This is a genomic window from Halomicroarcula saliterrae (assembly GCF_031624395.1).
GTDB lineage: Archaea > Halobacteriota > Halobacteria > Halobacteriales > Haloarculaceae > Haloarcula > Haloarcula saliterrae.
On sequence record NZ_JAMQON010000001.1, the window covers coordinates 777898 to 800245 of the forward strand.

23 protein-coding genes are annotated in these 22348 nt (G+C 65.9%); 16 read left to right on the forward strand and 7 right to left on the reverse strand.

Going from position 1 to position 22348, the window contains the following annotated elements:
* Position 1: 1 nt before the first annotated feature.
* The 9 genes from NDI56_RS04265 (at position 2) to NDI56_RS04305 (ending at position 7181) form a co-directional block, all read left to right on the forward strand.
* Complete coding sequence (locus tag NDI56_RS04265) at positions 2–994, forward strand: carbohydrate ABC transporter permease (RefSeq protein ID WP_310918189.1); 993 nt, start codon at positions 2–4, stop codon at positions 992–994.
* Positions 995–998: 4 nt separating this feature from the next.
* The gene (locus NDI56_RS04270) at positions 999–2195 is read left to right on the forward strand and encodes an ABC transporter ATP-binding protein (protein ID WP_310918190.1); all 1197 of its coding nucleotides are present in this window, start codon (positions 999–1001) and stop codon (positions 2193–2195) included.
* 2 nt (positions 2196–2197) lie between these two features.
* Complete coding sequence (locus NDI56_RS04275) at positions 2198–2404, forward strand: DUF8005 family protein (RefSeq protein WP_310918191.1); 207 nt, start codon at positions 2198–2200, stop codon at positions 2402–2404.
* 38 nt (positions 2405–2442) lie between these two features.
* The gene (locus NDI56_RS04280) at positions 2443–3516 is read left to right on the forward strand and encodes a Gfo/Idh/MocA family protein (protein ID WP_310918192.1); all 1074 of its coding nucleotides are present in this window, start codon (positions 2443–2445) and stop codon (positions 3514–3516) included.
* Between the two features lie 48 nt (positions 3517–3564).
* Entirely contained in the window at positions 3565–4629 is a 1065-nt protein-coding gene (locus tag NDI56_RS04285; protein ID WP_310918193.1) for a glucose 1-dehydrogenase, read from the forward strand.
* Positions 4630–4673: 44 nt separating this feature from the next.
* Positions 4674–5726 (forward strand): HTH-type sugar sensing transcriptional regulator TrmB, encoded by a 1053-nt coding sequence (gene trmB / locus NDI56_RS04290; protein WP_310918194.1) that lies wholly within the window; start codon positions 4674–4676, stop codon positions 5724–5726.
* Between the two features lie 126 nt (positions 5727–5852).
* Entirely contained in the window at positions 5853–6563 is a 711-nt protein-coding gene (locus tag NDI56_RS04295; RefSeq protein ID WP_310918195.1) for a dolichyl-phosphate hexose transferase, read from the forward strand.
* A gap of 59 nt (positions 6564–6622) precedes the next feature.
* Positions 6623–6799 carry a DUF7987 family protein gene (locus NDI56_RS04300; protein ID WP_310918196.1) on the forward strand — a complete coding sequence of 59 codons (177 nt, stop codon included), beginning with the start codon at positions 6623–6625 and terminating at the stop codon, positions 6797–6799.
* 61 nt (positions 6800–6860) lie between these two features.
* The gene (locus tag NDI56_RS04305; protein ID WP_310918197.1) at positions 6861–7181 is read left to right on the forward strand and encodes a hypothetical protein; all 321 of its coding nucleotides are present in this window, start codon (positions 6861–6863) and stop codon (positions 7179–7181) included.
* Between the two features lie 7 nt (positions 7182–7188).
* On the opposite strand, the gene NDI56_RS04310 is transcribed toward NDI56_RS04305, so the two are convergent.
* The 6 genes from NDI56_RS04310 to NDI56_RS04335 are packed head-to-tail and all read right to left on the reverse strand — an operon-like array spanning position 7189 to position 14845.
* Entirely contained in the window at positions 7189–7719 is a 531-nt protein-coding gene (locus NDI56_RS04310) for a gluconate 2-dehydrogenase subunit 3 family protein (protein WP_310918198.1), read from the reverse strand.
* On the reverse strand, positions 7716–9731 hold the full coding sequence (locus NDI56_RS04315; protein ID WP_310918199.1) for an ArnT family glycosyltransferase: 2016 nt from the start codon (positions 9729–9731) through the stop codon (positions 7716–7718). The genes NDI56_RS04310 and NDI56_RS04315 overlap by 4 nt, the downstream gene beginning before the upstream one ends.
* Positions 9728–10861, reverse strand: a complete 1134-nt coding sequence (locus tag NDI56_RS04320) for an ABC transporter ATP-binding protein (protein WP_310918200.1) — start codon at positions 10859–10861, stop codon at positions 9728–9730. The genes NDI56_RS04315 and NDI56_RS04320 overlap by 4 nt, the downstream gene beginning before the upstream one ends.
* A 2-nt stretch (positions 10862–10863) precedes the next feature.
* Positions 10864–12477, reverse strand: coding sequence for an ABC transporter permease (locus tag NDI56_RS04325; RefSeq protein ID WP_310918201.1), 1614 nt, complete (start codon positions 12475–12477; stop codon positions 10864–10866).
* Position 12478: 1 nt separating this feature from the next.
* A complete protein-coding gene (locus NDI56_RS04330) occupies positions 12479–13630 on the reverse strand; it encodes an extracellular solute-binding protein (protein ID WP_310918202.1) in 1152 nt (383 codons plus the stop codon).
* A 45-nt stretch (positions 13631–13675) separates the two neighbouring features.
* The gene (locus tag NDI56_RS04335) at positions 13676–14845 is read right to left on the reverse strand and encodes an alpha-1 4-glucan-protein synthase (protein WP_310918203.1); all 1170 of its coding nucleotides are present in this window, start codon (positions 14843–14845) and stop codon (positions 13676–13678) included.
* A gap of 251 nt (positions 14846–15096) precedes the next feature.
* On the opposite strand from NDI56_RS04335, the gene NDI56_RS04340 reads away from it, so the two are divergent.
* From NDI56_RS04340 to NDI56_RS04355, 4 genes are all read left to right on the forward strand, one after another.
* Positions 15097–15840 (forward strand): beta-ketoacyl-ACP reductase, encoded by a 744-nt coding sequence (locus NDI56_RS04340; protein ID WP_310918204.1) that lies wholly within the window; start codon positions 15097–15099, stop codon positions 15838–15840.
* A gap of 1 nt (position 15841) precedes the next feature.
* A complete protein-coding gene (locus NDI56_RS04345; protein ID WP_310918205.1) occupies positions 15842–17419 on the forward strand; it encodes an acyl-CoA carboxylase subunit beta in 1578 nt (525 codons plus the stop codon).
* Entirely contained in the window at positions 17419–17742 is a 324-nt protein-coding gene (locus NDI56_RS04350) for a DUF8022 family protein (RefSeq protein ID WP_310918206.1), read from the forward strand. The genes NDI56_RS04345 and NDI56_RS04350 overlap by 1 nt, the downstream gene beginning before the upstream one ends.
* Positions 17743–17808: 66 nt before the next feature.
* Complete coding sequence (locus NDI56_RS04355; protein WP_310918207.1) at positions 17809–18666, forward strand: DUF7847 domain-containing protein; 858 nt, start codon at positions 17809–17811, stop codon at positions 18664–18666.
* Positions 18667–18671: 5 nt separating this feature from the next.
* Here the strand turns inward: NDI56_RS04355 and NDI56_RS04360 are convergent, their stop codons facing one another.
* On the reverse strand, positions 18672–18854 hold the full coding sequence (locus tag NDI56_RS04360; protein ID WP_310918208.1) for a DUF7836 family putative zinc-binding protein: 183 nt from the start codon (positions 18852–18854) through the stop codon (positions 18672–18674).
* Between the two features lie 133 nt (positions 18855–18987).
* Between NDI56_RS04360 and NDI56_RS04365 the strand changes: the two genes are divergently transcribed.
* Genes NDI56_RS04365 through NDI56_RS04375 form a run of 3 tightly spaced genes read left to right on the forward strand, consistent with a single transcriptional unit; the run spans position 18988 to position 22239 of the window.
* Positions 18988–20088 (forward strand): ABC transporter substrate-binding protein, encoded by a 1101-nt coding sequence (locus NDI56_RS04365; RefSeq protein ID WP_310918209.1) that lies wholly within the window; start codon positions 18988–18990, stop codon positions 20086–20088.
* 7 nt (positions 20089–20095) lie between these two features.
* Positions 20096–21391, forward strand: a complete 1296-nt coding sequence (locus NDI56_RS04370; RefSeq protein WP_310918210.1) for a FecCD family ABC transporter permease — start codon at positions 20096–20098, stop codon at positions 21389–21391.
* Positions 21391–22239, forward strand: coding sequence for an ABC transporter ATP-binding protein (locus NDI56_RS04375; RefSeq protein WP_310918211.1), 849 nt, complete (start codon positions 21391–21393; stop codon positions 22237–22239). The genes NDI56_RS04370 and NDI56_RS04375 overlap by 1 nt, the downstream gene beginning before the upstream one ends.
* Positions 22240–22348 lie beyond the last annotated feature (109 nt).

A 22348-nucleotide genomic window follows, 5' to 3' on the forward strand; every position in this document is an offset into this window, starting at 1 on the left:
CATGGCAACCACAACTGAAGACGACTCGAAGGGACCGCTCGAACGGTGGACACAGAGCGCCATCCAGAACCCGGAACGGGTGTACAGAGGCCTGTTCTACGCGGCGATGGCCTTCTTCCTCGTGACGACGCTGTTCCCCTTCTACTGGCTGCTCGTGCTGGCGGTGACACCGGAGGGGAACCTGCTCGCGGGGAGCTTCCTGCCCACGATCAACCTCTTTGGCGTCAGCGGGACGTTCCCGCTGCCTGTCCCCAAGGGGTTCAATCCGGCGGCGTTTATCACCGTCTTCGAGCAGGTGCCGTTCCACCTCTACATGTTGAACAGCTTCGCGCTGGCGGTGACGACGACCGTCATCGTCATCGTGGTGGCGAGTCTGGCCGGCTACGTCTTCGGCCGACTCCGCTTCCCCGGTCGGGCGTTCCTGATGCTCGCCATTCTGGCTATCAGCTACTTCCCGCCGGCGGCCTTCGTCATCCCGCTGTTCCAGGCCTTCGCCGGGAACGCCCCGATAACGCTCCCCTTCACCCAGATTCCGCTGTTCACGCCGCCGCGGCTGCTGAACACGCCGGGGTCGATGGTGCTGCCGTTCAGCGCGCTGTTCATGCCGCTGTCTATCTTCATCCTCACGACGTTCTACGGCCAGATTCCGGACGGCTTAGAGGACGCCGCACGCGTCGAAGGGACGACCCGACTGGGCGCCCTGTTCCGCGTCATCATGCCGCTTTCGGCCCCCGGTGTGGCCACGGCGGCGGTCCTGACCTTTATCGCCGTCTACAACGAGTACTTCTTCAGCTCGATCATGGCGACCTCGACCGAAGCCGCGAAGTGGTCGCCCATCGTCGGCGGTATCCTCAGTTACCAGACCCAGTACACCACGCAGTACAACCTCATGGCGGCCGCGAGCATCATCGGGGTCCTCCCCGTCGTCATCCTCGTCATCGTCGCCCAAGAACGCATCGTCAGCGGGCTCACCTCAGGGGCACTCAAGGAGTAACACAATGGCAAAAGTCAAACTCGAACACGTGACGAAACGCTACGACGACCAGGGTGAGGTAGTCACCGCGGTCGACGACATGAACCTCGACATCGACCACGGGGAGTTCATCTGCTTCGTTGGTCCCTCCGGCTGTGGGAAGTCGACCACGATGGAGACTATCGCCGGACTGACCATCCCCAGCGAGGGGAACGTCATCATCGGCGACCGGGACGTGACGGACCTCCCGCCGAAGGACCGCGGCATCGCGATGGTGTTCCAGAACATCGCGCTGTTTCCCCACATGGACGTCTACGACAACATCAGCTTCGGCCTGCGCCTGCGGGACTACCCGCAGGACGAGATCGACCGGCGGGTCGAACGGGCCGCCGACATCGTCCAGCTGGAGGGGATGCTCGGTCGCATGCCCGAGGAGATGTCCGGCGGGCAGCGCCAGCGCGTCGCCATCGCCCGCGCCATCGTCCGGGAGCCCGACGTGTTCCTGATGGACGAGCCGCTGGCGAACCTCGACGCCAAACTCAAGGTCCACATGCGGACGGAGCTCCAGCGCCTGCACAAGGAACTGGACACGACCATCATCTACGTCACCCACGACCAGGAGGAGGCGATGACGCTCTCGGACCGCATCGCCGTCCTCAACAGCGGGAGCCTCCAGCAGATAGACCCGCCGCTGACCTGCTACAACGAGCCCGACAACCTCTTTGTCGCCGGCTTCATCGGCTCGCCGTCGATGAACTTCGTCGAGGGAACCATCGAGACCGAGGCCATCGAGACCAAGAACTTCTCGCTCTCGTTCGACCCGTCGAGCGTCGACGGTGTCGGCGTCGGCGACGAGGTGACCATCGGTATCCGGCCCGAGGACATCTACCCCGGCGAGCTCCGCGACGAGATCGCGGACCCGTCGTCGCTCATCGACGCCCGGACGGATATCCTCGAACCGATGGGCGACGAGATATTCGCCTACATGTTACTCGGTGAGGGCGAAACGTCGATGTCCCAGGAGCAGGCGACCAACGACCAGCTGCTGATGAGCGTCGACCCCGACTCCGACATCGACGAGGACGAGAACATCCAGGTCGCTATCGACCGCCGGAACGTCCACCTGTTCGACACCGCCTCGGGGAACGCGATAACTCACCGGCTCGGCCCGGTGTTCAGCGGGAAAGACGTCTCCGGGAGCGAGGCCGAATCGGACGACTGACCATGGCATCCACACTCGTCGCGACGGTCTACTGGGGCGGTCTGTTAGTCCTGTTTTTCTTCTGGGCGTACGGCATCGGCTCGTTCGCTCTGGACCTGAAGAACAAGATCATCCCCGGCATCGTCCGGTATCGCCGCGGTCGGCGGGCCGAAGCGGCCGAGAGCGAACGCGAACAGGAGCGCGAAGAGCGCGAACAGCAGCTGTACTAACCGGAAAAATATCTGTCTCCGGTACCTCTACTAACATAATGAACGAGGAACATTCAATAGATCTGGGTTTTATCGGCCTCGGGAACATCGCCAGGCTCCACTGTGACCGCCTCCAGAAGGCGGGCCACGGCGACCTGGTCACCGCCGGGCTCGACGTAGAGCCCGAAGCCCGGGCCCGGTTTGCGGCCCAGTACGACACCACAGTGTACGAAGAACAGTCGGAACTGTACGACGCCGTCGACGCCGTCCTCGTGACGACGCCGAACAAGTTCCACGAGGAGTACGTCGTCAGCGCGCTGGAAGCCGGGCTGGACGTGTTCGTCGAGAAACCGCTCGCCCACACCGTCGGGAGCGCCGAGCGCATCGCGGCGGCCGCACGCGACGCCGAGGGATTCTGCATGGTCGGGTTTCACAACCGCTTCCGGAACCCGGTCCAGGCGCTGCTTGGCTACCGCGACGACGGGACGATGGGCGATATCGGCCACATCGAAGCGAACTACATCCGCCGACGCGGGGTGCCCGGCCGCGGGTCGTGGTTCACCCGGAAAGCCCTCGCCGGCGGCGGCTCGCTCATCGACATCGGCGTCCACGCCATCGACCTCTCGCTGTTTCTGCTTGGCTTCCCCGAGGTCGTCGAGGTGTCCGGACAGACCCGAGCCAACTTCGGGAGCCGCACGGAGTACTCCTACGTCACGATGTGGGGCGAGGACCACGGGTCGGCCGGCTTCGACGTCGACGACTCCGCGTCGGCGCTCATCCGCTGTGCGAACGGCGTCACTATCTCGCTGGAGGTGGCCTGGGCCACCAACCGGCCGGACAGCCAGGAGTACGTCGTCCGCGGCTCGGAGGCCGGGGCCAGACTCGACCTGAGCGACGACAAGATGGAGCTGTACGAGACCGTCTCGACCGGCGTGGACCACCACCGGACCAGCGAGATAGAGACCGCCGGCGACGACGCCCACGGTATCGAACTGGAGCGGTTCGTCGACAGCGTGGCCGCGGGCGAACCGCCCGGCGTCAACACCGTCGAGCAGGCGCTGACGGTCCAGCGGGTGCTGGACGCTATCTACCGGTCGAGCACGCAGGGGCGGGCCGTGACCCTCGAGGAATAGCCAGCAAGCAAGCCTTTAACCATCTTACCAAGGAGATTTAGATAGACAATGCAAGCCATCGGAGTCACTCGCAGCGGGGACGAACCGGAGTTACTCGACGTCGAGCGACCGGAGCCGGCGCCGGGAGAAGCTCTGGTCAGGACGCTCCGTGTCGGCGTCGACGGGACCGACCACGAGGTCATCGCGGGCTCACACGGCGGCTACCCCGAGGGCGAGGACTACATGATACTGGGCCACGAGGCCGTCGGGGTCGTCGAGGACGGGAACGGCTCGGGGTTAGAAGCCGGGCAGGTCGTCGTGCCGACAGTCCGGCGCAAACCCGACGGCGAGACGAACGAGTACTTCCGTCGCGGGGAGCCGGACATGGCGCCCGAGGGGGAGTACGTCGAACGCGGTATCGTCGGCGACCACGGGTTCATGGCGGAGTATTTCACCTCGCCCGCCGACAATCTGGTGCCGATTCCGCCCCACCTGGCCGAATACGGGATGCTGGTCGAACCCGTCTCCATCGCCGAGAAGGCGAACGACCACGCCTTCGCCACCAGGGAGCCGTTCCAGTGGCGGCCCGACGCCGCCTGCGTCCTCGGTAACGGCTCGCTGGGCCTACTGACGCTGTGGATGCTCGAACAGCGGTTCGACCGGACCTACTGTGTCGGCCGCCGCGACCGGCCCGACCCGACCATCGATATCATCGACGAACTGGGCGCGACGTACGTCGACTCCCGCGAGACCGCCGTCGACGAGATTCCCGACGCCCACGAGGCCGTCGACTACGTCTTCGAGGCGACCGGATACGCGCCCCACGCAGTCCAGACCGTCCACGCGCTGGCGCCCAACGGCGTCGGCGCGCTGCTCGGCATCCCGGGCCCCTGGGAGTTCGAGATAGACGGCGGGCGGCTCCACCAGGAGATCGTCCTCCACAACAAGTGTCTCATCGGGACCGTCAACTCCCACGTCGAGCACTTCGAGGACGCCGTCGAAACGCTGGACTCGATGCCCGACTGGCTGCTCGATGCCCTCGTGACGACGGTCGCGACGCCGGAAGAGGCCACACCGGCCTTCGAGGACGACGACGACCAGATCAAGGGCGTCGTCCAGTTCGACACGCTGTGAGTCGGGTGCGAACTTCTTTGTAGCGCTCCGGCCAACCCTCTCCCATGCCACCTGACGACCTGGAGGCGTCTCTCGAACAGGTCATCTCGCGGTTCAACCTCGGGGAGTACGAGATAACCGCGTATCTGGCGGTCCTGCGACACGGGGAGCTGACGGCCTCGGAGATCGCGGAGCGGACCGACATCCCACAGCCCCGCGTCTACGACACCGTCCGGAGCCTCGGCGAGGTGGGGCTGGTCGAGCTCAAGGAGTCACGGCCGATGAAGATACTCGCCATCGACCCGCGCGAGGCCTTCGGCGACATCCAGAGCTCGCTCGACGAACTGGTAGAGGACCTCTCGACGCGGTACACGGCTCCGGCCCGCGAGCCCGAAGCCGTCTCGTTGGTCAAGTCCCGGCCGACCATCCTCCGCTATCTGGAGGACATCGTCGACGCGGCCGAGTACGAACTCCTGTTGTCGCTGACGCCGTCGCTGCTCGACCGCTTCGAGAGCAAACTTCGGAGCCGACGCGAGGCCGGTATCGCGACGGAGATACTGCTGTCGCCGGCCGCGGACGCTCCCGACCCGGCGGCCTTCGAGTACGACGCGGTCGCGGCCACAGTGAGGGGCCGTCGGGGCATCACCACGCCGGTGGTAGCCGTCGCCGACGGGAACTACTCGATGTACGCCACCCGCGAGTCCGTCCGCGGCGACACGGACCGCTACGGCGTCATCTTCAACCGCTCGGAGCTGGGCTTTCTCGTCTCGGCGTTTCTCAACACCGTCCTCTGGACGACGGCCGAACCCATCGCCAGCGACGACTCCGAGCTCTCCTTCCCGCGCCGCTACGGGACCATCCGCCGGTGCATCTCGGACCTCGAGTCGCTGGCGGGCGACTTCTACGCGACTATCGAGGGACGGCACGTGGAGAGCGGCGACAGCTGGGTGGTCCAGGGGCGGGTCGGCGAGGTCTCTTTCGGCCCGAACCGCGAGGTGGCGACGCTGGTCGTCGAGACCGACGACGGCCCCGTCGACGTGGGCGGGCAGGTCGCCGCCTACGAGGACATCGAGGCCTACGAGATTCAGGTCGGCCGCGACGCCCCGCCGAGCGCCTGAGCCACCGGTCCGGCAGCGCGGTTTCGGTGTCGGCGCGTGCCTCGGGAGAGGCCGAGAATGTCAGTTCAAGCCACATATTTTTGGCGAACCTAAAAATACAAAACCCCGGGGCAGAGAGATAGCGTAATGAGTACACAGCAGACCCGAGACGGTAGTTCGGCGTACACGTTCGACGACCTCGCCGTGGTGATGGGAACCTACAACGAGGAAGACGCCATCGGAACCGTCCTCGAAGATATCGCCGCGGTAACCGACGACCGGGCCGAGGTGGTCTGTGTCGACGGCTCAAGCGACCGGACGCCCGACATCGCCCGCGAGCACGGCGCGACGGTCGTCGAACAGGAGCCACAGGGGTACGGCGTCGCGGTCCGCGAGGCCGTCCTGACGCCGGAGCGGCCGGTCGTCGTCACCACCGACTGTGACGACACCTACCCGATGGATCGCCTGCCCGATTTCCTCGACGAGGTAAACGACGGGGCCGACGTGGTCAGCGGCGACCGCCTCTACTTCGGCGCCGAGGAGATGCCCGACATGAACAAACTCGGCAACGAGCTCTTCGCCCTGCTGGCCTCCGTCGCGATGGGCAAGCGCGTCCACGACACGACGACGGGGATGCGGGCCTACCGCCGCGAGGTCCTCCAGAAGATCCAGTGGACCGAGAACACCGGCCTCTCGGCCGAACTGCTGATGCGCCCGCTGATGCGTGGCTACGACGTGCGCGAACGGCCGATTGAGTACGACGAACGAAAGGGAGAGACCAAGCTGGACCCCTTCGAGGGCGGCGCGGCTATCGCGAAGTCCATCGTGAAAGTGGCCGTCGAAGAGCGGCTCCGGTGAGCGACCGGACCGCCCGGTCGTGGCAGAAACGATATGTGAAGTGATGCGCCACGTTCGGTATGGTCTCCCGCGAGAACAAAGTCATCGCCGCCTATCTGGTGGCCACCCTCCTGGTCCTGTTCGTCGTTCTCGAAACGTTGTCACCCCCGTTGTGGGTCAGTAGCGCCCTCGTACTCGGTCTGGGCGTCGTCGCACCGACACTGACCAACGAGTACCTCGACAGGCGGGCAGCATGAGAGCGCGATACAACGGCGCGACCACCTGAACGTCTTTCAACCAAGCCGCCCAAGCGAGTCCATGCTCGTCACGGAACACGACGGCCGCCTGCTCGCCCGCATCGAGACTGACGAGATGGTCTTCGAGGTCAACTTCGACCGGCTGGAGGCGACGGACGTGACGCTCCGATTTCTGCGTGACGGCGAGAAAGTCGGGAGTATCTACAACGACGACGGGACCGAGCGGACCATGGCCCGGCTGGTCGTCGGCGACGACACGCCGGATTTCATCAGCGTCGCGGTCCCGAAGGCGTTCGTCACGGAGATACTGGACACCGCCGTCGACGCCGGTCGCGTGGCCGACGAGACGGCAATCGAGGGGTACCGACTCCGGGTGCTGTAGCGGCCGGTCACTCGCGTCCCGGCGGCTGCCGATAGCTCTCGGTCCCGCCGGGGTGGCCCTGCGGGTTCTCGATACCCACGAGGGTCCCGCCGGTCGGTGAGCTGTAGAGGCCGTACAGCAGTTCGTTGACCAGATAGTACCGGACCCGTTCCCGCGGCGCCCCGTCGGGCACCGGGTCGGCCGTGTCGACGCCCATCGACCGCAGCGCCGCGTCCTGCGTCTCGGGACCGAGCTCGGCGAAGTCGCTGCCCTCCCACTCTCGGGCGTAGCTGTCGAGCGCGTCCACGGCCTCCAAGATGCCGTCGGCGCGCTCCGGGTCGGCCCCTATCCGCCGGGACACGAACCCGTCGACGAACGACCCGACGCCGTCGACTTCGCTGGGATAGACGGTCTCGGCGACCGCCCGCAGCGTCCGTCGCTGGCGCTCGTCGACTGAGTCGCTCTTCTCGCTCCATTCGAGCAGCGCTGCGCCGCCGCCGACGGCGATGCCGGCCGCCCCGAGCGCCTTCAGTACGTCGCGTCTGTCTAGTGCTGTCATCCTGTTGTCTCCACTGTCGCGTTGAGTTGCACGCCGTCCCGGTGGGTCCCGGGGACGTACGCGGCCTTCCCGCCACAGAACCGCTCCGACCAGCAGACCTCCAGCCGCGGCGTCAGTGCCCGGACGCCGGTCGCTGTCTCGGTCACCGGGAGCTCCCAGCGGTACTTGACCGCGCGGTCGGCGCCGAAATCGACGAACGCGACGACGGTCACCGTCCCGCGTCTCGGCGTCGGGACGGAGACGGCCTCGTCGACGCCGTCACCGGTCAGCCGCGTCCGGTTGGCGTCGGTCCGGAGCCCCAGCGAGAGCTCCGTCGGGTCGCCGACGGTCGTGTAGTTGCTCGAACTGGTGTTCGCCGTCCCGTTCGTCAGCCGGACGGTGACCGACTCCGCCGACTCGGGCACCGTCGCCGAGATGTCGGTGGTCACGCTGTCGCCGCTGGCGACGGTCACCGGCTGGAGACGGGGCTCGACCGGTCTGTCGAGGAACGGCGCCCACTCGCCCCGGAACACGTACCGGTAGTACGTCCGGTCGGGGTAGCTGTCGACGACGGCGAACTGCTGGCGCTGCATCGCGTACACTGTCTGGCCGTCGTAACCGGGGTCGTTGCGCAGCAGCTGGAACGGGTGGTTCAGCCAGTCCCCGTAGGTCCGGGGGAGAAAGACGACGCTGTCGTCCAGCGCACGGCCCTCGAAGGGCTCGTAGGCCTGTTCGTACTGCTGGGTCACGTCGTAGTTCTCCGCGACCGGACTCCCGACCGCGGCGACGGCCGACCCGCCGCCGACCGTCGCGGCGACGAGCAACAGGGCCGCCAGCGCCGGACGCGCGCGGTCGTCGGGGAGCCGTCTCGGAACCGCTTCTCGGCTCCACTCGACGGCCGCCAGCAGGCCCACGGCCCCGAACGCCACCGTCGGAACGAGCAGGTCCGTGTGGTAGTACGGCCCGAAGAACGCGATGAGGCCGTCCGAGGGGTCGGACAGCTCGCCCAGGATGTTCAGGTTCCCCCAGAAGAGGACGTTCCCGAGCGGTATCGTCAGCCCGACGCCGGCGAGAGCGAGCTGGCGGTCGTCGAAGCCGCGCTGCCGGACGGTCCAGACACCGACCAGCGCAGCGAGCGTCCCCAGCGGGCCGGCGACGACCCACTCGGTCGCGTACACCCAGAGCACCTCCGCGTTGGCCCGCAGGGAGAGCGAGGGCGTAAACGTCCGGGAGTAGCCGGCAATCTCGCGCCTGCCGAAACCGAGCCCGTCCAGCGGCGCGAACGCCTGATACGGGAACAGGAACGGGTCGCCGGTGACGACGGCGTTGTACCCGAGCGTCGCCGCGACGCCGACGAGACCCAGCGCCGCGGTCAGCCCCAGCCGTTCGACCGCCGGTCGGTGCAACTCCCGCAGCGACCACAGCGCGTGGAGGATGAAGGGCGTCGCGAACAGCACCGCCGTGTAGGGCCGGGCGAAGAAGGCGATGCCGACGGCGAGACCGGACAGCGCCGCCGTCTTTCGGCTCCCCGTCCGGTCGGCGTGGAGATACGACGCCGCGAAGACGAGGTTCCAGAACATCGTCGGCACGTACGAGAGGAACACGGACGCCTCCAGCAGGAACAGCGGCGACGCGAACATGAGGGCGCTGGCGACGACGCCGGTCCGGGCGTCGAACGCTTCACGGACCGTGTGGTAGGTGCCGGCGAGCGCGCCGGCCGCGACGAGTCCCAGCGCCACCCGGTAGCCGCCCAGCAGCTTGCCGACGGCGAACATCGCCGCCGTGGGCGGCGTGTACTTCGAGTACAGCCCCCGTCCGCTCTCGACGAAGAACCACGGCCGGAACGGGCCGTCGACCGGCGGGCGGAGGAACAGCTGTCCCTCCAGCAACATCGCGGCCTGCTGGAGATACACCGCCTCGTCGTGGTTACTGGTGTGGTACGGAAAGACGACGTGTGCGAGAGCGTAGACGACGAGACCGCCCATAACTGCGACGACAGCCGCCTGCGTGCGAGGCTGTCGCAGGCGGTTCATTCTGCGGGGTACCAGGCGAGTTCGTGGTCGGCCGCCAGGTCCACTTCGACCGGCTGGCCGGCCTCGAAGGTCTCGACGTGGTTGTGCATGCAGTGGACCACGTCGCCGCTGTGCAGCTCGACACGGTAGATGAAGGAGGGGCCGTTGTACTGGCGGTGGACGACGTAGCCGTCGGCCTTGGCTTCGGTCGTCGGCATCGCCTGCAGGTCGTCCGGTCGGACGAGCACGTCTATCATCGCGCCGTCGTAGGCCTCGATGGGGCCGTTCAGCAGTTCGAGGGGGAACGGACCCAGCCCGGTTTCGAGCTTGTCCGTCACGCGCGCCGAGAGGAAGCTGGCCTGCCCGAGGAAGCTCGCGACGAAGCGGCTCTCGGGGTTCTCGAACACCTCGCCGGGGTTGCCTATCTGGGCGATGGCCCCGTCGTTCATGATAGCGACCCGGTCGCTGATAGAGAGGGCCTCCTCCTGGTCGTGAGTCACCGAGATAGCGGTGACGCCGGCCCGTTTGAGGATGCGTCGGACCTCCTCGCGCATCTCGACGCGCAGGCGCACGTCCAGATTCGAGAACGGCTCGTCCAGCAACAACACGTCGGGTTCGGGGGCCAGCGACCGGGCCAGCGCGACGCGCTGTTGCTGGCCGCCCGAGAGCTGGCTCGGCATCTTCTCGTCGTGCGCTTCGAGGTCGACGAGTTCGAGCAGCTCGGCGACCCGCTCGCCGGTCTCGACGTCGTCCATCTCGTCGAGGCCGAAGGCGATGTTCTCGGCGACGGTGAGATGGGGAAAGAGGGCGTAGTCCTGAAAGACGATGCCCACGTCGCGCTCTTCGGGTTTGCGGAAGGCGCCGTCGTCGGCGGCGGTCACCGTCTCGCCGGCGATGGTGATGGTCCCCTCGCTTGGCGCTTCGAGGCCGGCGATCATACGCAGCGTCGTCGTCTTCCCACAGCCCGAGGGCCCCAGCAGCGTCAGGAGCTCGCCGTCGTTGACCGACAGCGAGAGCTCCTCGACCGCGAGCTCGGCGCCGTAGTCTTTCGAGACGCCGTCTATCGAGAGGACGGTCTCCTCGGGGTCGTCGACCGCCGTCTCTATCGTTTCGAACTCGGAAATCCGCTGTGATGGTTCCTGGTTTGCCATAATTACCCCTCCTGTCTGAGGATGACGAGCATCGAGAGCCCCGAGACGCCGACGAGAATCAGCGCCGGGACGGCTGCCTGTCCTTGGTATGCTGCTCCGCGGACCAGCCAGATGTACGTTACGATGGTCTCGAAGCCGATGGGGCGAAGCATGAGCGTCGCCGGCAGCTCTTTCATCGTCGTCAGGAAGACCAGCGCCGCCCCGGCGGCGATGCCCGGCGCGACCAGCGGGAGGACGACCTTCCGGAACGACGTTATCGGCCCGTAGCCCAGCGAGCGGGCCGCCTCGATGTAGCTCGGGTCGACCTGCAGAATCGAGGACTCGGTCGTGCCGACGGCCTGTGGCAGGAAGCGCACGACGTAGGCGAACACGAGCACGAAGAGGCTCTGGTAGAGGAACGGGACGAAGCGGAGCGCGAGGTAGATGAGCGAGAGACCGATGACGACGCCGGGGACGGCGTAGCCGACGTAGGACACCCGCTCGGGCAGCGAGGAGAGCTTGCCGTCCCCGCGGGCCGAGAGATACGCTATCGGCAGCGCGACGACGACACAGAGGCCCGCGGCCCCGGCGGCCAGTCCGACGGAGTTGACGACGTGGGTCGCGGTGAACTGAAAGCCCGACGGGGCGCTCTCGCTCGCCCGGAGCAGCCACTGCGTGAGGATGCCGACAGGGAGCGCGAGACAGAGCGTCGCGATGGCGGCACAGAAGGCCATCGCGGGGTACTTCCAGTAGCCGAGCTCGATCTCGCCCGCCCGGCGGTCACCGCTGGCGACGTACGCGCCGTCGCGGCTCGCGCCGATACGCGACTCGACGGCCAGTATCGCCATCGCGAGTACGAGCAAGAGCAAGGAGAGGACGGCGGCGGCGTCCAGATTCCGGGCCTGTTCCTCGACGAATATCATCCGCGTGAACACGTCGTAGCGCATGATAGCGGGCGTCCCGAAATCCGAGAGCGCGTACAGGGCCACCAGCAGGGCGCCGGCGGCGATACCCGGGGCGATCTGGGGGAGCGTGACACGTTTGAACGCCTGCCAGCGCGTGTGGTTCAGGGTGCGGGCGGCCTCGACGACGGTCCCGTCGAAGGAGATGAGCGACGCCCGCGTGGTCAGGAAGACGTAGGGGTACGTAAACAGCGTCAACACGAGGACCGCGCCGTGGAGCCCGTAGATAGTCGGAATCTGCTCGACGCCCAGCGGCGCGAGCAGGTCCGCGAGCTCGCCGCGGGGACCGAACGCCGAGACGAACGCGAAGGCGCCGATGTAGCTCGGCACGACCAGCGGCAGGGCGGACGTTATCGTCCAGAACCGCTTGAACGGGAGGTCGGTCTGGACGGTGAGAATCGCCAGTGGAACGCCGACGAGCACTGACATCGCGGTGACGGTGGCGACGAGCACGACCGTGTTCACCGTGACCGTGGTCGTCGTCTCGCTGAGGACGAGTTCGACGAGGCGACCGGTCGGCATCTCGCTCGCCGTGATGAGAACCCACGCTATCGGCGAGACAAGCAGGAGCGAGATGGCGAGGACGACGACTGCGAGCACCGTCGGCTCGCTGGCGTCGCGGCCGCCGACGCCCGCTTGCTCGCGGAGCCGTTCCAGTCGGTCGCTCGTCCCCATCTCAGATGGTGAGGCCGGCCTCGCGCATCAGGTCGACGGTGCCCGAGATGTCGGCCAGCTCGGTGAGGTCGATATCCGGCGGATTCAGGTCGTCGATGCGCGGGAGTCCGCCGACCGGCTGTACCCCGGAGATCATCGGGTAGGCGTAGGCTCGGGTGGCGAAGAACTCCTGAGCCTCGGAGGAGAGGACGTGCCGGACGAAGTTCGCCGCGAGGTCGGCCTTGCTCGTCCCGTCGAGGATTTCCAGCCCGGAGACGTTGACCAGCGCGCCCGCGTCGCCCTCGGTGAAGGCCAGTTCCAGCGGCGCGTTCGGTCGGCCAGAGCGGACCCGCAGAGAGTAGTAGTGGTTGGCGAAGCCGGCCGCGAGCTCGCCGTCGGCCGCGCTGTTCGAGATAGCGAACTCGTTGCCGTACTCGGTGACCCCGTGGTCCTGCATCGACTGCAGCCACGATCTCGCGGCGTCGTCGCCGCGGTTGAGCCGCATCGCAGTGATGAACGACTGGAACGCGCCGTAGGTCGGCGCCCAGCCCATGGCCCCCTCCAGAGCGGCGGTGTTCGGGAACTCCTGAACGGAGCTGGGGATGTCCGATTCGGAGAGTCGGTCGCTGTTGTACGGAATCGCCCGCGCTCGGCCCGCGAACCCGACCCAGCGCCCGTCCCCGTCCTGGAAGCTGCCGGGCACGGCGTCGAGGGCTTCGCTCGGCAGGGACCGGGTCGCACCGGCGTTCGCCACCGCGCCCAGCGACCCCGCGTCGACGGACATGAACACGTCGGCCCGTGTCGCGTCGTTCTCGTACTCCGAGACGATGGTGTTTGCGAGGCTGCTCGACCCCTCGACCTTGTGGTTGACGGTGAAGCCGCTGTAGGCCTGCTCGAACAGCGAGAGGAGGTCGAGGTAGAGCCCGCCTTCGCCGCCGCCGACGTAGACGGTCAGGTCGCCTTCCAGGGGCGGGAGGTCAGTGATAGAGGTGCCGCCGGGCTGGCCGCGCTGTTCGACCAGCGGACCGGAGCCGCGGAAATCGGACAGCGAGACGCCGACCTGAGTGTTGTCGTTGTTGAACAGTCCGAAACAGCCCGCCAGCGAGCCGGCAGCGGTGGCGCCACCCAGCGCCAGGAACCGCCGACGTGAGGAACCGCCTGTGGAATCAGTCATCGTTGGTTGAGTATGTTTTAGGTTTACCTAAATGGCTTGCGTTTTTCAGTCGTCCGCCGCGGGCGCGGTCGGTTTCGCCGTCCGCGCGGCCGCCACTTCGTCCAGGCAGTCGAGCCAGTCGCGCATGTACTCCCCGCAGTGGTTGAGGAAGGCGCCGTTCTCCCAGTCCTCGTAGTCGCCCTCGGCCAGACGGTCGGCCATCGCACGGAACACCGCTTCGTAGGAGTCGGCGTCGTCGCCGACAGCGTCGACCTCTTCCCAGACGTGTTCGTTCAGTTCGAGGCCGTGGACTTCGTTCGTGAGGTCCGAGAACGTCGACCGCGGGGCCTTGTTGTGTTCACAGAGCGGGTCGCCGTTGTATATCTTCCCGCCCAGCACGTCACAGGCCCGTTTGAGGAACAGGCCCGACCAGATGTCGTCGAAGCGACCCACGTCCCACTCGTTGTCGTCCATGGGCAGCTGGTAGAACGCGGGGACGACCTCCCGGCGGAAGGCGAGGTTCATCGAGCAGACGGTCAGGTAGTGCCCGTCGGCGGCGACGAAATCGCCGTCGAAGTCCGCGTCCGAGGTCCGGGTCTGCGCCTGGCCCTGCAGGTCGCCGTCCATCAGGATGCGGACGGCGTCGAGGTCGGGCACGTTCGTCCAGAGGCCCTGCGAGGCGACCACGCGCTCGACTTCGGTGGTGTCCATCTCGACGGTCTCGTCCATCGCCGCGTAGGGATAGCCACGCGGGTAGAGGCCGTGGTCCTCCTCGTTCTGGTAGAGGACGTTCACCCAGTTCTCGTCGGAACGGACCCGCTCGATTTCGCCCTCGAAGGCGAGATTGTCCATGTGGGTCCCGAAGAAGTCGACCGAGTCGTGGGGCGCGGTGTCGTCGTCGATGAAGACGCCGTACTCGAACTCGTGGGCCCACAGATACAGCAGTCCGAACGAGGTCTGGGCGTGGCTGGCCGCGGGGACCAGATGCGAGAACTCCTCGATGCCCTGTTCGGCGTACCACTCGCTGCGGGCCTCGCCGTCGAAGACCGTCCCGTCGACGCCTTCCGCGTCGAGCATCGCCTGCATCGACTCGGCGTCACAGAAGTCTTCGGTGACGAGAACGACGAACAGCCGGTCCAGGTCGAACCCGTGCTCGCGGGCGTTCTCGAAGTATTCGGTCATGCATTCGGGGTTCCGAATCGTCGGAACCATCACGCAGATGTCCTGCTCTGTCATGGTGCGGAATCTTTAGGCCACCCTAAAGAATGTTCTGTTTTAGGTTGGCCAAACAATTTCGCGCTTTCGTCGAATCCGTCAATATAATTCCTACGTGAGAACCAGTCGGGACGGCAATTGACAACATTCGACACGATAATAATATTTGCGCGTCCGCCCTTACCCTCGTTTAAGGCGAACTATTATCTGGCTGTGCTTTGGCTCACTAGTCGAGCAATGAGTACACGAATCGACGGGGGTCGTCCCACGGGATGAACCTCGAAAACCAGACCTGCGTGGTGACGGGCTCGTCGCGCGGGATCGGCCGCGGGATCGCGACCGACCTCGGCGACCACGGGGCGAACGTCGTGGTCAACTACCGCTCCTCGGAGGCAGAGGCCAACGCCGTCGTAGAGCAGATCCGCGAGAGCGGGGGCGACGCCATCGCCGCCCAGGCCGACGTCGCCAAAGCCGACGAAGTGCGGGCGATGCGCCGGGAGGTCTCCGACGAGTTCGGCAACGTCGACGTGCTCGTCAACAACGCCGGCATCACCATCGACAAGAAGTTCGAGAAGATGACCCGGGAGGACTGGGACACGGTGATGAACGTCAACCTCGGGGGCGTGTTCAACTGTACCGACATCTTCTACGAGGACCTCAAACGCGCGGACCACGGGCGACTCATCAACATATCGAGCGTCGTGGGCCAGCAGGGCAACATCGGGCAGGCGAACTACGCCACGACGAAGTCGGGGCTGTTCGGATTCACGCGCACGCTCGCGCTCGAACTCGCCCACACCGGCGCGACGGCCAACTGCGTGGCGCCGGGCTTCGTGGAGACGGACATGCTCGACGAGGTCCCGGAACGCGTCCAGGAGAAGATTCTGCGCGAGATACCGCTCGACCGGTTCGCCACCGTCGAGGACATCGCCGGCATCGTGCGCTTCGTCGCCAGCGAAGAGTCGAGCTACATGACCGGACAGGTACTCGGGGTCAACGGCGGGATGGAGTGGTAACATGAGCAAACAGGAAGAAGACGAGACCGAGGCGATTGACGACCCCATCGAGGAGCTCCGCGAGAAACGCCGCGAGGCCGAACTCGGCGGGGGCGAGTCCCGCATCGAGTCCCAACACGAGAAAGGGAAGATGACCGCCCGCGAGCGCATCGACTTCCTCGTCGACGAGGGGTCGTTCAGGGAGGTCGACACCTTCGTCGAACACCGCTCGACGAACTTCGGGATGGAGGAGAAGCGCTTCCCCGGCGACGCCGTCGTCACCGGCTACGGCGAGGTCGACGGCCGCAAGGTGTTCCTCTTCGCCCACGACTTCACCGTCCTCGGGGGCTCCGTCGGGGAGGTCGTCGCCGACAAGATCTGCAAAGTGATGGACAAGGCCATCGAGAACGGCGTCCCCGTCATCGGACTGAACGACTCCGGCGGGGCCCGGATTCAGGAGGGCGTGGACTCGCTCGTCGGCTTCGCGAAGATTTTCGAGCGCAACACCAAGGCCAGCGGCCTCATTCCCCAGATTTCGGCCATCATGGGCCCCTGTGCCGGCGGCGCGACCTACTCGCCGGCGCTGACTGACTTTACGTTCATGGTGCAAGACACCAGCCACATGTTCATCACCGGGCCCAACGTCATCGAGACGGTCACCGGCGAGCAGGTGTCGAAGGAGGAACTCGGCGGGGCCAGCTCTCACTCGACGAAGTCTGGGGTCGCCCACTTCTCGTACCCCTCCGAGGAGGAGGCCTTGGAGAACATCCGCCGCCTCCTGTCGTACCTGCCCCAGAACAACATGGAGGAGCCCCCGCGGGTCGAGCCCTGGGACGAGCCCGACCGCGAGGTCCCGGAGGTCACGGACATCGTCCCGTCGGCCCCGCGGAAACCCTACGACATGTCACAGGTCGTCGGGCGCATCGTCGACGAGGAGTCGCTGTTCGAGGTCCACAGCAACTGGGCGCGCAACGTCATCACCGGCTTCGCCCGGATGGACGGCCAGTCGGTCGGTATCGTCGCCAACCAGCCCCGCGTGAGCGCGGGCACGCTCGATATCGACGCCGCCGAGAAGGGCGCCCGCTTCGTCCGGTTCTGTGACTCGTTTAACATCCCCATCCTCACCTTCGTCGACGTCCCGGGCTTCATGCCCGGCACCGACCAGGAGCACAACGGCATCATCCGCCGCGGCGCGAAGCTCATCTACGCCTACGCCGAGGCGACGGTGCCGCTGCTGTCGGTCGTCGTGCGTAAGGCCTACGGCGGCGCCTACATCGTGATGTCGTCGAAGTTCCTGGGCAGCGACGTGAACTACGCCTGGCCCGGCTCCGAGATGGCCGTGCTGGGTCCGCGCGGGGCGGTCAACATCCTCTATCGCAACGAGATAGCCGAGGCCGACGACCCCGACGCCAGACGGCAGGAGCTGATGGACGACTTCCGCGAGGAGTTCGCCCATCCCTACGGTCCGGCCAAACGCGGTTATCTCGACGACGTCATCGAACCCAAGGAGACGCGCAAACGGCTCATCGACGACCTGGACCTGCTCCAGCGCAAGCGCGAGGACAGCCCGCCGAAAGACCACGGCAACATCCCACTGTAATGTCATCACTCGAACAGACCGACGACGGGACCGACGGCACGGAGGCGGACGCGCCAGCGGAGGCGGCCGCCCAGACGGAGATTCGGGTCAGTATCCCGGACGACGCGAGCGAGGCCGAGGCGGCGGCTATCTCGGCGGCGGTCAGCGCCCACATCACGGACCGTCAGCGGGCCGCCGCGGCGGCGGCAGCGGCGAGTGAATCCGCGGAGTACGTCGACGAGTGGACGATGGCCGGGCGGCTGGCCAGGTTCGGCAAGCGGCGTCGGCCCCGGAACGTAGAGCGGGGCGAGGAGTGGAAGGCGGCGGCGCGAGCACGGTACTGACTGCGATCCCCGATTGTCAGGCCTAATTCAACAGAGTTTTACGCGATATTTGGGATAGTAGCGGCCATGGCAACGATTCGGTCGTTAACGGAGTCGTTCGGCGTGTTGAAACGTAATCCCGTGGTGTTCGCGGTGGGGCTGCTGTACGCGGTTATCGTTCTCCCACAGACGGCGATGTCGTTGATGGGTATCCCGCTCGTCCCGCGGCTGTTCCAGATTGTCACCTTCTTCATTACGCCGTTCGTTCTCGCCGGTCTGCTGGGGATGACCTACGAGGGGCGAGTCAGGGCGACGGGCTTCGGGACGTTCACCAAGATAGGGAAAAAGAAGTACGTCTCGGTGCTGGCCGGGAACCTGATCAACTTCGTCATCACCGCGGTCTTCGGCTTCGTCACCTTCATCGTGGTGGTTTTCACTATCGGTCTCACCTTCTCGGCGGCCCAGAGCGAATCGGTGCTCAGTTCCATCGGTATCGTCTTCGTCGCGGTGTTGGCCGGGCTGGGACTCGTCTACCTGCTCGTCATGTTTTTCCTGCAGTTCTACGCGCCAGCCATCGTCACCGACAACGTCGGTGTCATCGAGGGATACCGGCGCAGCGTCGGGCTCGTGAAACGCAACATCGTCCAGACGCTCGGTTTCGGTGTCCTGAACCTCCTGCTGGGGCTGTTGCTCCTGTTGCCCGCTATCGCGCTCGTCGTGGTCACCATCTTCGGCGCGGGCGCACTCGGCGCCGGGGCAACTGCCGGAGCCGGGAGCACCGGTGCGAGCGGCATCTCCGGGTCGACGGGCGGGACCGGACTCAGCCTGGTCCTGATAGCCGGCATCATCGGGTACTCCTTTATCACGACGGTACTGATGACACCGTTCCGGGCGGCCTTTTCGGTGTCGTTCTACGACAATCACCGCCCTGCCCAGTGGGAGTAACCGAGCTACGCGTGGAACTCCCGCAGTAGTTCGAGGTCGCGAGTCGTCTTCATGAACTCGGACAGCGACCGCTCCGCGCCACAGTCGTCACAGGTGTACCGCGTGTCGGGGCTGGGGAGATCGGTCGGCGCCGCTTCCCAGAGTTTGTCGCAGTCGGGACAGTGGAGCTGAAGCCAGGCCTCCTGCATGTGTAGGTGTCACAATGGCACGTCTATATATCTTGTGTCGGCCACGGACGACGTCGTATATAATGAACAATCGTGATTTATAATTGTCTGAAAATGGGAAGCTTTTTCAGTATTAGGTGGCCCTAAAAATGATATGCAACGACGCGATTTCGTGGCGGCCAGCGGGGTAGCAGCTGTAAGCGCGCTCGCCGGGTGTGACGAGATGGATTCCGGTTCGGCACCGACTGGGGACCAGTACTCGGTGACCATGGAACCGGTGGGCGAGGTCACTTTCGACAGTGTTCCGGAGACGTGGGCGACGTACACTCCCGGCTACGCTGAGATGGGACTCGCTCTGGGGCAGGCCGATGGGCTTCAGAGCATCGGTAACAAGCCCCGGTTCCACACTGACTGGTACACGCAGTTCGGCGTCGACATCGACAAGAGCTCGCTGCAACAGCTCTACGATGGCGGTGTCGGCAAGGAGCAGTTCATCAACATGGGCTCCGACGTCCACCTCATCGACCCCAACTGGCTCATCAACAACTTCAAAGGGTGGGAACAGTCGGATATCGATAACATCGTCCAGACCAGCGGTCCGTTCGTCGGGAACGTCATCTTCCGGCAGACGGACGGCTGGCACGATTACCCGTACTACAGCCTGTACGAGGCCTTCGAGAAGGTCGCTGCGGTGTTCCAGCAACAAGAGCGCTACGAGGCCTTCGCCTCCTTGCATGAGGAGTACGTCGAGGGCCGGGTCGGGGACAATCTGCCGCCACAGTCAGAGCGGCCCGAGGTCATGCTCGTGTTCGGTGCCGGCAACGAACCGGCGGAGTTCTCGCCCTACCGTCTCAACGAGGGCGGCACCGGGACCAAGCACCTCGACGACCTCGGTGTGCAGGACGCACTCGAAGGGAGCGACGTCGAGGGGCTCAGTTCCAGCAACCGCGAGAAGATCGATTTCGAGACGATGCTCGACGTCGACCCCGACGTCGTTCTCATGAAGGGCCACGAGAGCCAGTCGGCGGCGGAGTTCCGGGACACCGTCGTCTCGTATATGGAGTCCGACGACGTCGCGAGCGAACTCACCGCCGTCCAGAACGGCCGTGTCTACCGCGGTGGACCGGTGTATCAGGGCCCGCTGTCGAACTTCCTGCTCGTCGAACGGACCGCCAAAGACCTCTACCCGGAGACCTTCTCCGGGGAGCTGTTCGACCGCGACCGAGTGACGGACATCATCGCCGGGAACAACTGAACCGGGCATGGCGAGAGAGACCACGAGCCACAGCCGGCAGGAGTCGGGCTTTGGAGGGTGGATAGACGCGTCGCTGGTCTCACTCATCGGCGTGAGCGTCGTCGTGACAGTCGTCGCTGGACTCGTGCAGGTCAGCTACGGTCCGTTCAAGATGACTCTGTCCGAGACCTGGCGAGCCGTGTTCAATCCTGCGGTCATCTTCGACCTCGGTGCTTGGCGGGCGTTTCTGCTCGGCGGGGACGTCCCGGACGTCGGGCGGCGCTCTATCGTGGTCTGGCTCCTCCGACTCCCCCGCGTCTTCACCGGCGTGCTCGTCGGCGCGAACCTGGCGATAGCGGGCGCGATATTTCAGGCGGTCACGCGCAACGAACTCGCCAGCTCGCAGACGCTGGGGGTCAACGCGGGCGCCGGGCTTGCCGTCCTCCTGACGCTGGTCGTCTACACCGAACTCGCGCCCCTGCTCCCGTTCGTCGCCGCGCTGGGTGGCGCTCTCGCCTTCGTCGTCGTCTACGCGATATCGTGGGACGGCGGGACGAGTCCAGTCCGCCTGATTCTGGCCGGTATCATCGTCGCGACGGTGTTCAACTCGCTCCAGACAGCCCTGTTCTTCTACGCCGATAACCTCGGGGTAGTCCAGTCCGCGCTCCAGTGGACGACCGGCTCACTGACCGGGGTCGACTGGGAGCAGGTTCGCACCGTCCTCCCGTGGACGGCCGTTCTCGTGCCGGTCGCGCTCGTGGGCGGCCGACATCTCAACGTGCTCGTGCTCGGCGAAGACACCGCACAGTCACTGGGGATGAACGTAGAGCGGATGCGCTTTGGACTCTCCGGGGTCGCTATCCTCGCCGCGAGCTCCGCCATCGCCGTCGCCGGCGTCGTCGGGTTCGTCGGCCTCATCGTCCCGCATCTGGTCCGGACTATCGTCGGGAGCGACTACCGGCGGGTCCTGTTAGGGTCGGTGTTCGTCGGCCCCGCGCTGATGACGGTCGCCGACGTGGGAGCGCGACTGGGTCCCGCGATTCTGGGCTTCGGTGTCGGGGTCGGCGCCGTTCTCGTCGGTGTCGCGACCTTCGTCGGCGGCAGGGCGGGCCGGCGCCGTATCCGGGTCACGCTGGGTGAGGGCTACACGCGGTTCACGGCTCTCAGCGTCGGTATCGGAGCCGTCGCCCTCGCGGTAACGCTCGCCACTGGCGGGCCGACGGTCACAGACACACAGCTCCCGGTCGGCGTGGTGACGGGGCTCGTCGGTGGACCCTACTTCCTCTACCTGATGCGACGACGGCAGAAACTGGGTGATATCTGATGGCAACACAGCAAACAGACGGAACGGAGGACAGCACTGCTGAGGCGGTGTCGGGCGTGTCCGCGTCGGACAGCGCTCTCTTGGCGACCGATATCGAGCTCAGCTACCCGAGCAGCGACGGTCCGGTGGTCAGTGTCGACCGCCTCGACATCCCCGAGGGCGAGATAACGGCACTCGTCGGGCCAAACGGCAGCGGGAAGAGCACCGTCATCAAGGCGCTCGCAGACCAGCTGGGTCCCGACAGCGGCGAGATACTGCTGGACGGCGAGGACATCGCGAGCTACGGCGGAAAGGAGCTGGCCCGGGAGCTGGGCCATCTCTCACAGGAGAACGACGCCCCGGGGTCGGTCAGCGTCGAGGACCTCGTCTACCACGGTCGCTACCCGTACCGGAGCTTCTTCGGCGCCGTCGGTGACGACGACCGTCGGGCAGTGGAGCGGGCCATCGACCTCGCCGGCGTCGACCATCTCCGCGAGGAGAACGTCGGCAATCTCTCGGGCGGCCAGAAACAGCTCGCCTTCATCGCGATGGTCCTGGCACAGGAGACTGACGTGCTCTTGCTCGACGAGCCGACGACCTATCTGGACCTCCACCACCAGCTCCGCGTGATGGAGACCGTCGAACGACTCAACGACGAGCGCGATGTCACGGTCGCCGTCGTGCTCCACGACATCGCGCAGGCGGCCCGCTTTGCCGACTACATCGTCGCGCTGGACGGCGGCGAACTGTACGACTGGGGGCCGCCGACGGACGTGGTCACCGAGGAACTGCTCAGGGACGTCTTCGACGTGGAGGCGGCCGTGCGCTACACGCCCGAACCGGAGATAACGCCCGAGCGCTCGCTGTGACAGGTCGCGTCGGCCGGACTGTCGGATTTCTGTCGCCCGGTCGAGCGGTTGATATTACGCCGGTGAGAGCCGCCCGACCGTAACGAATACACGACAGCCACGAGAGCAC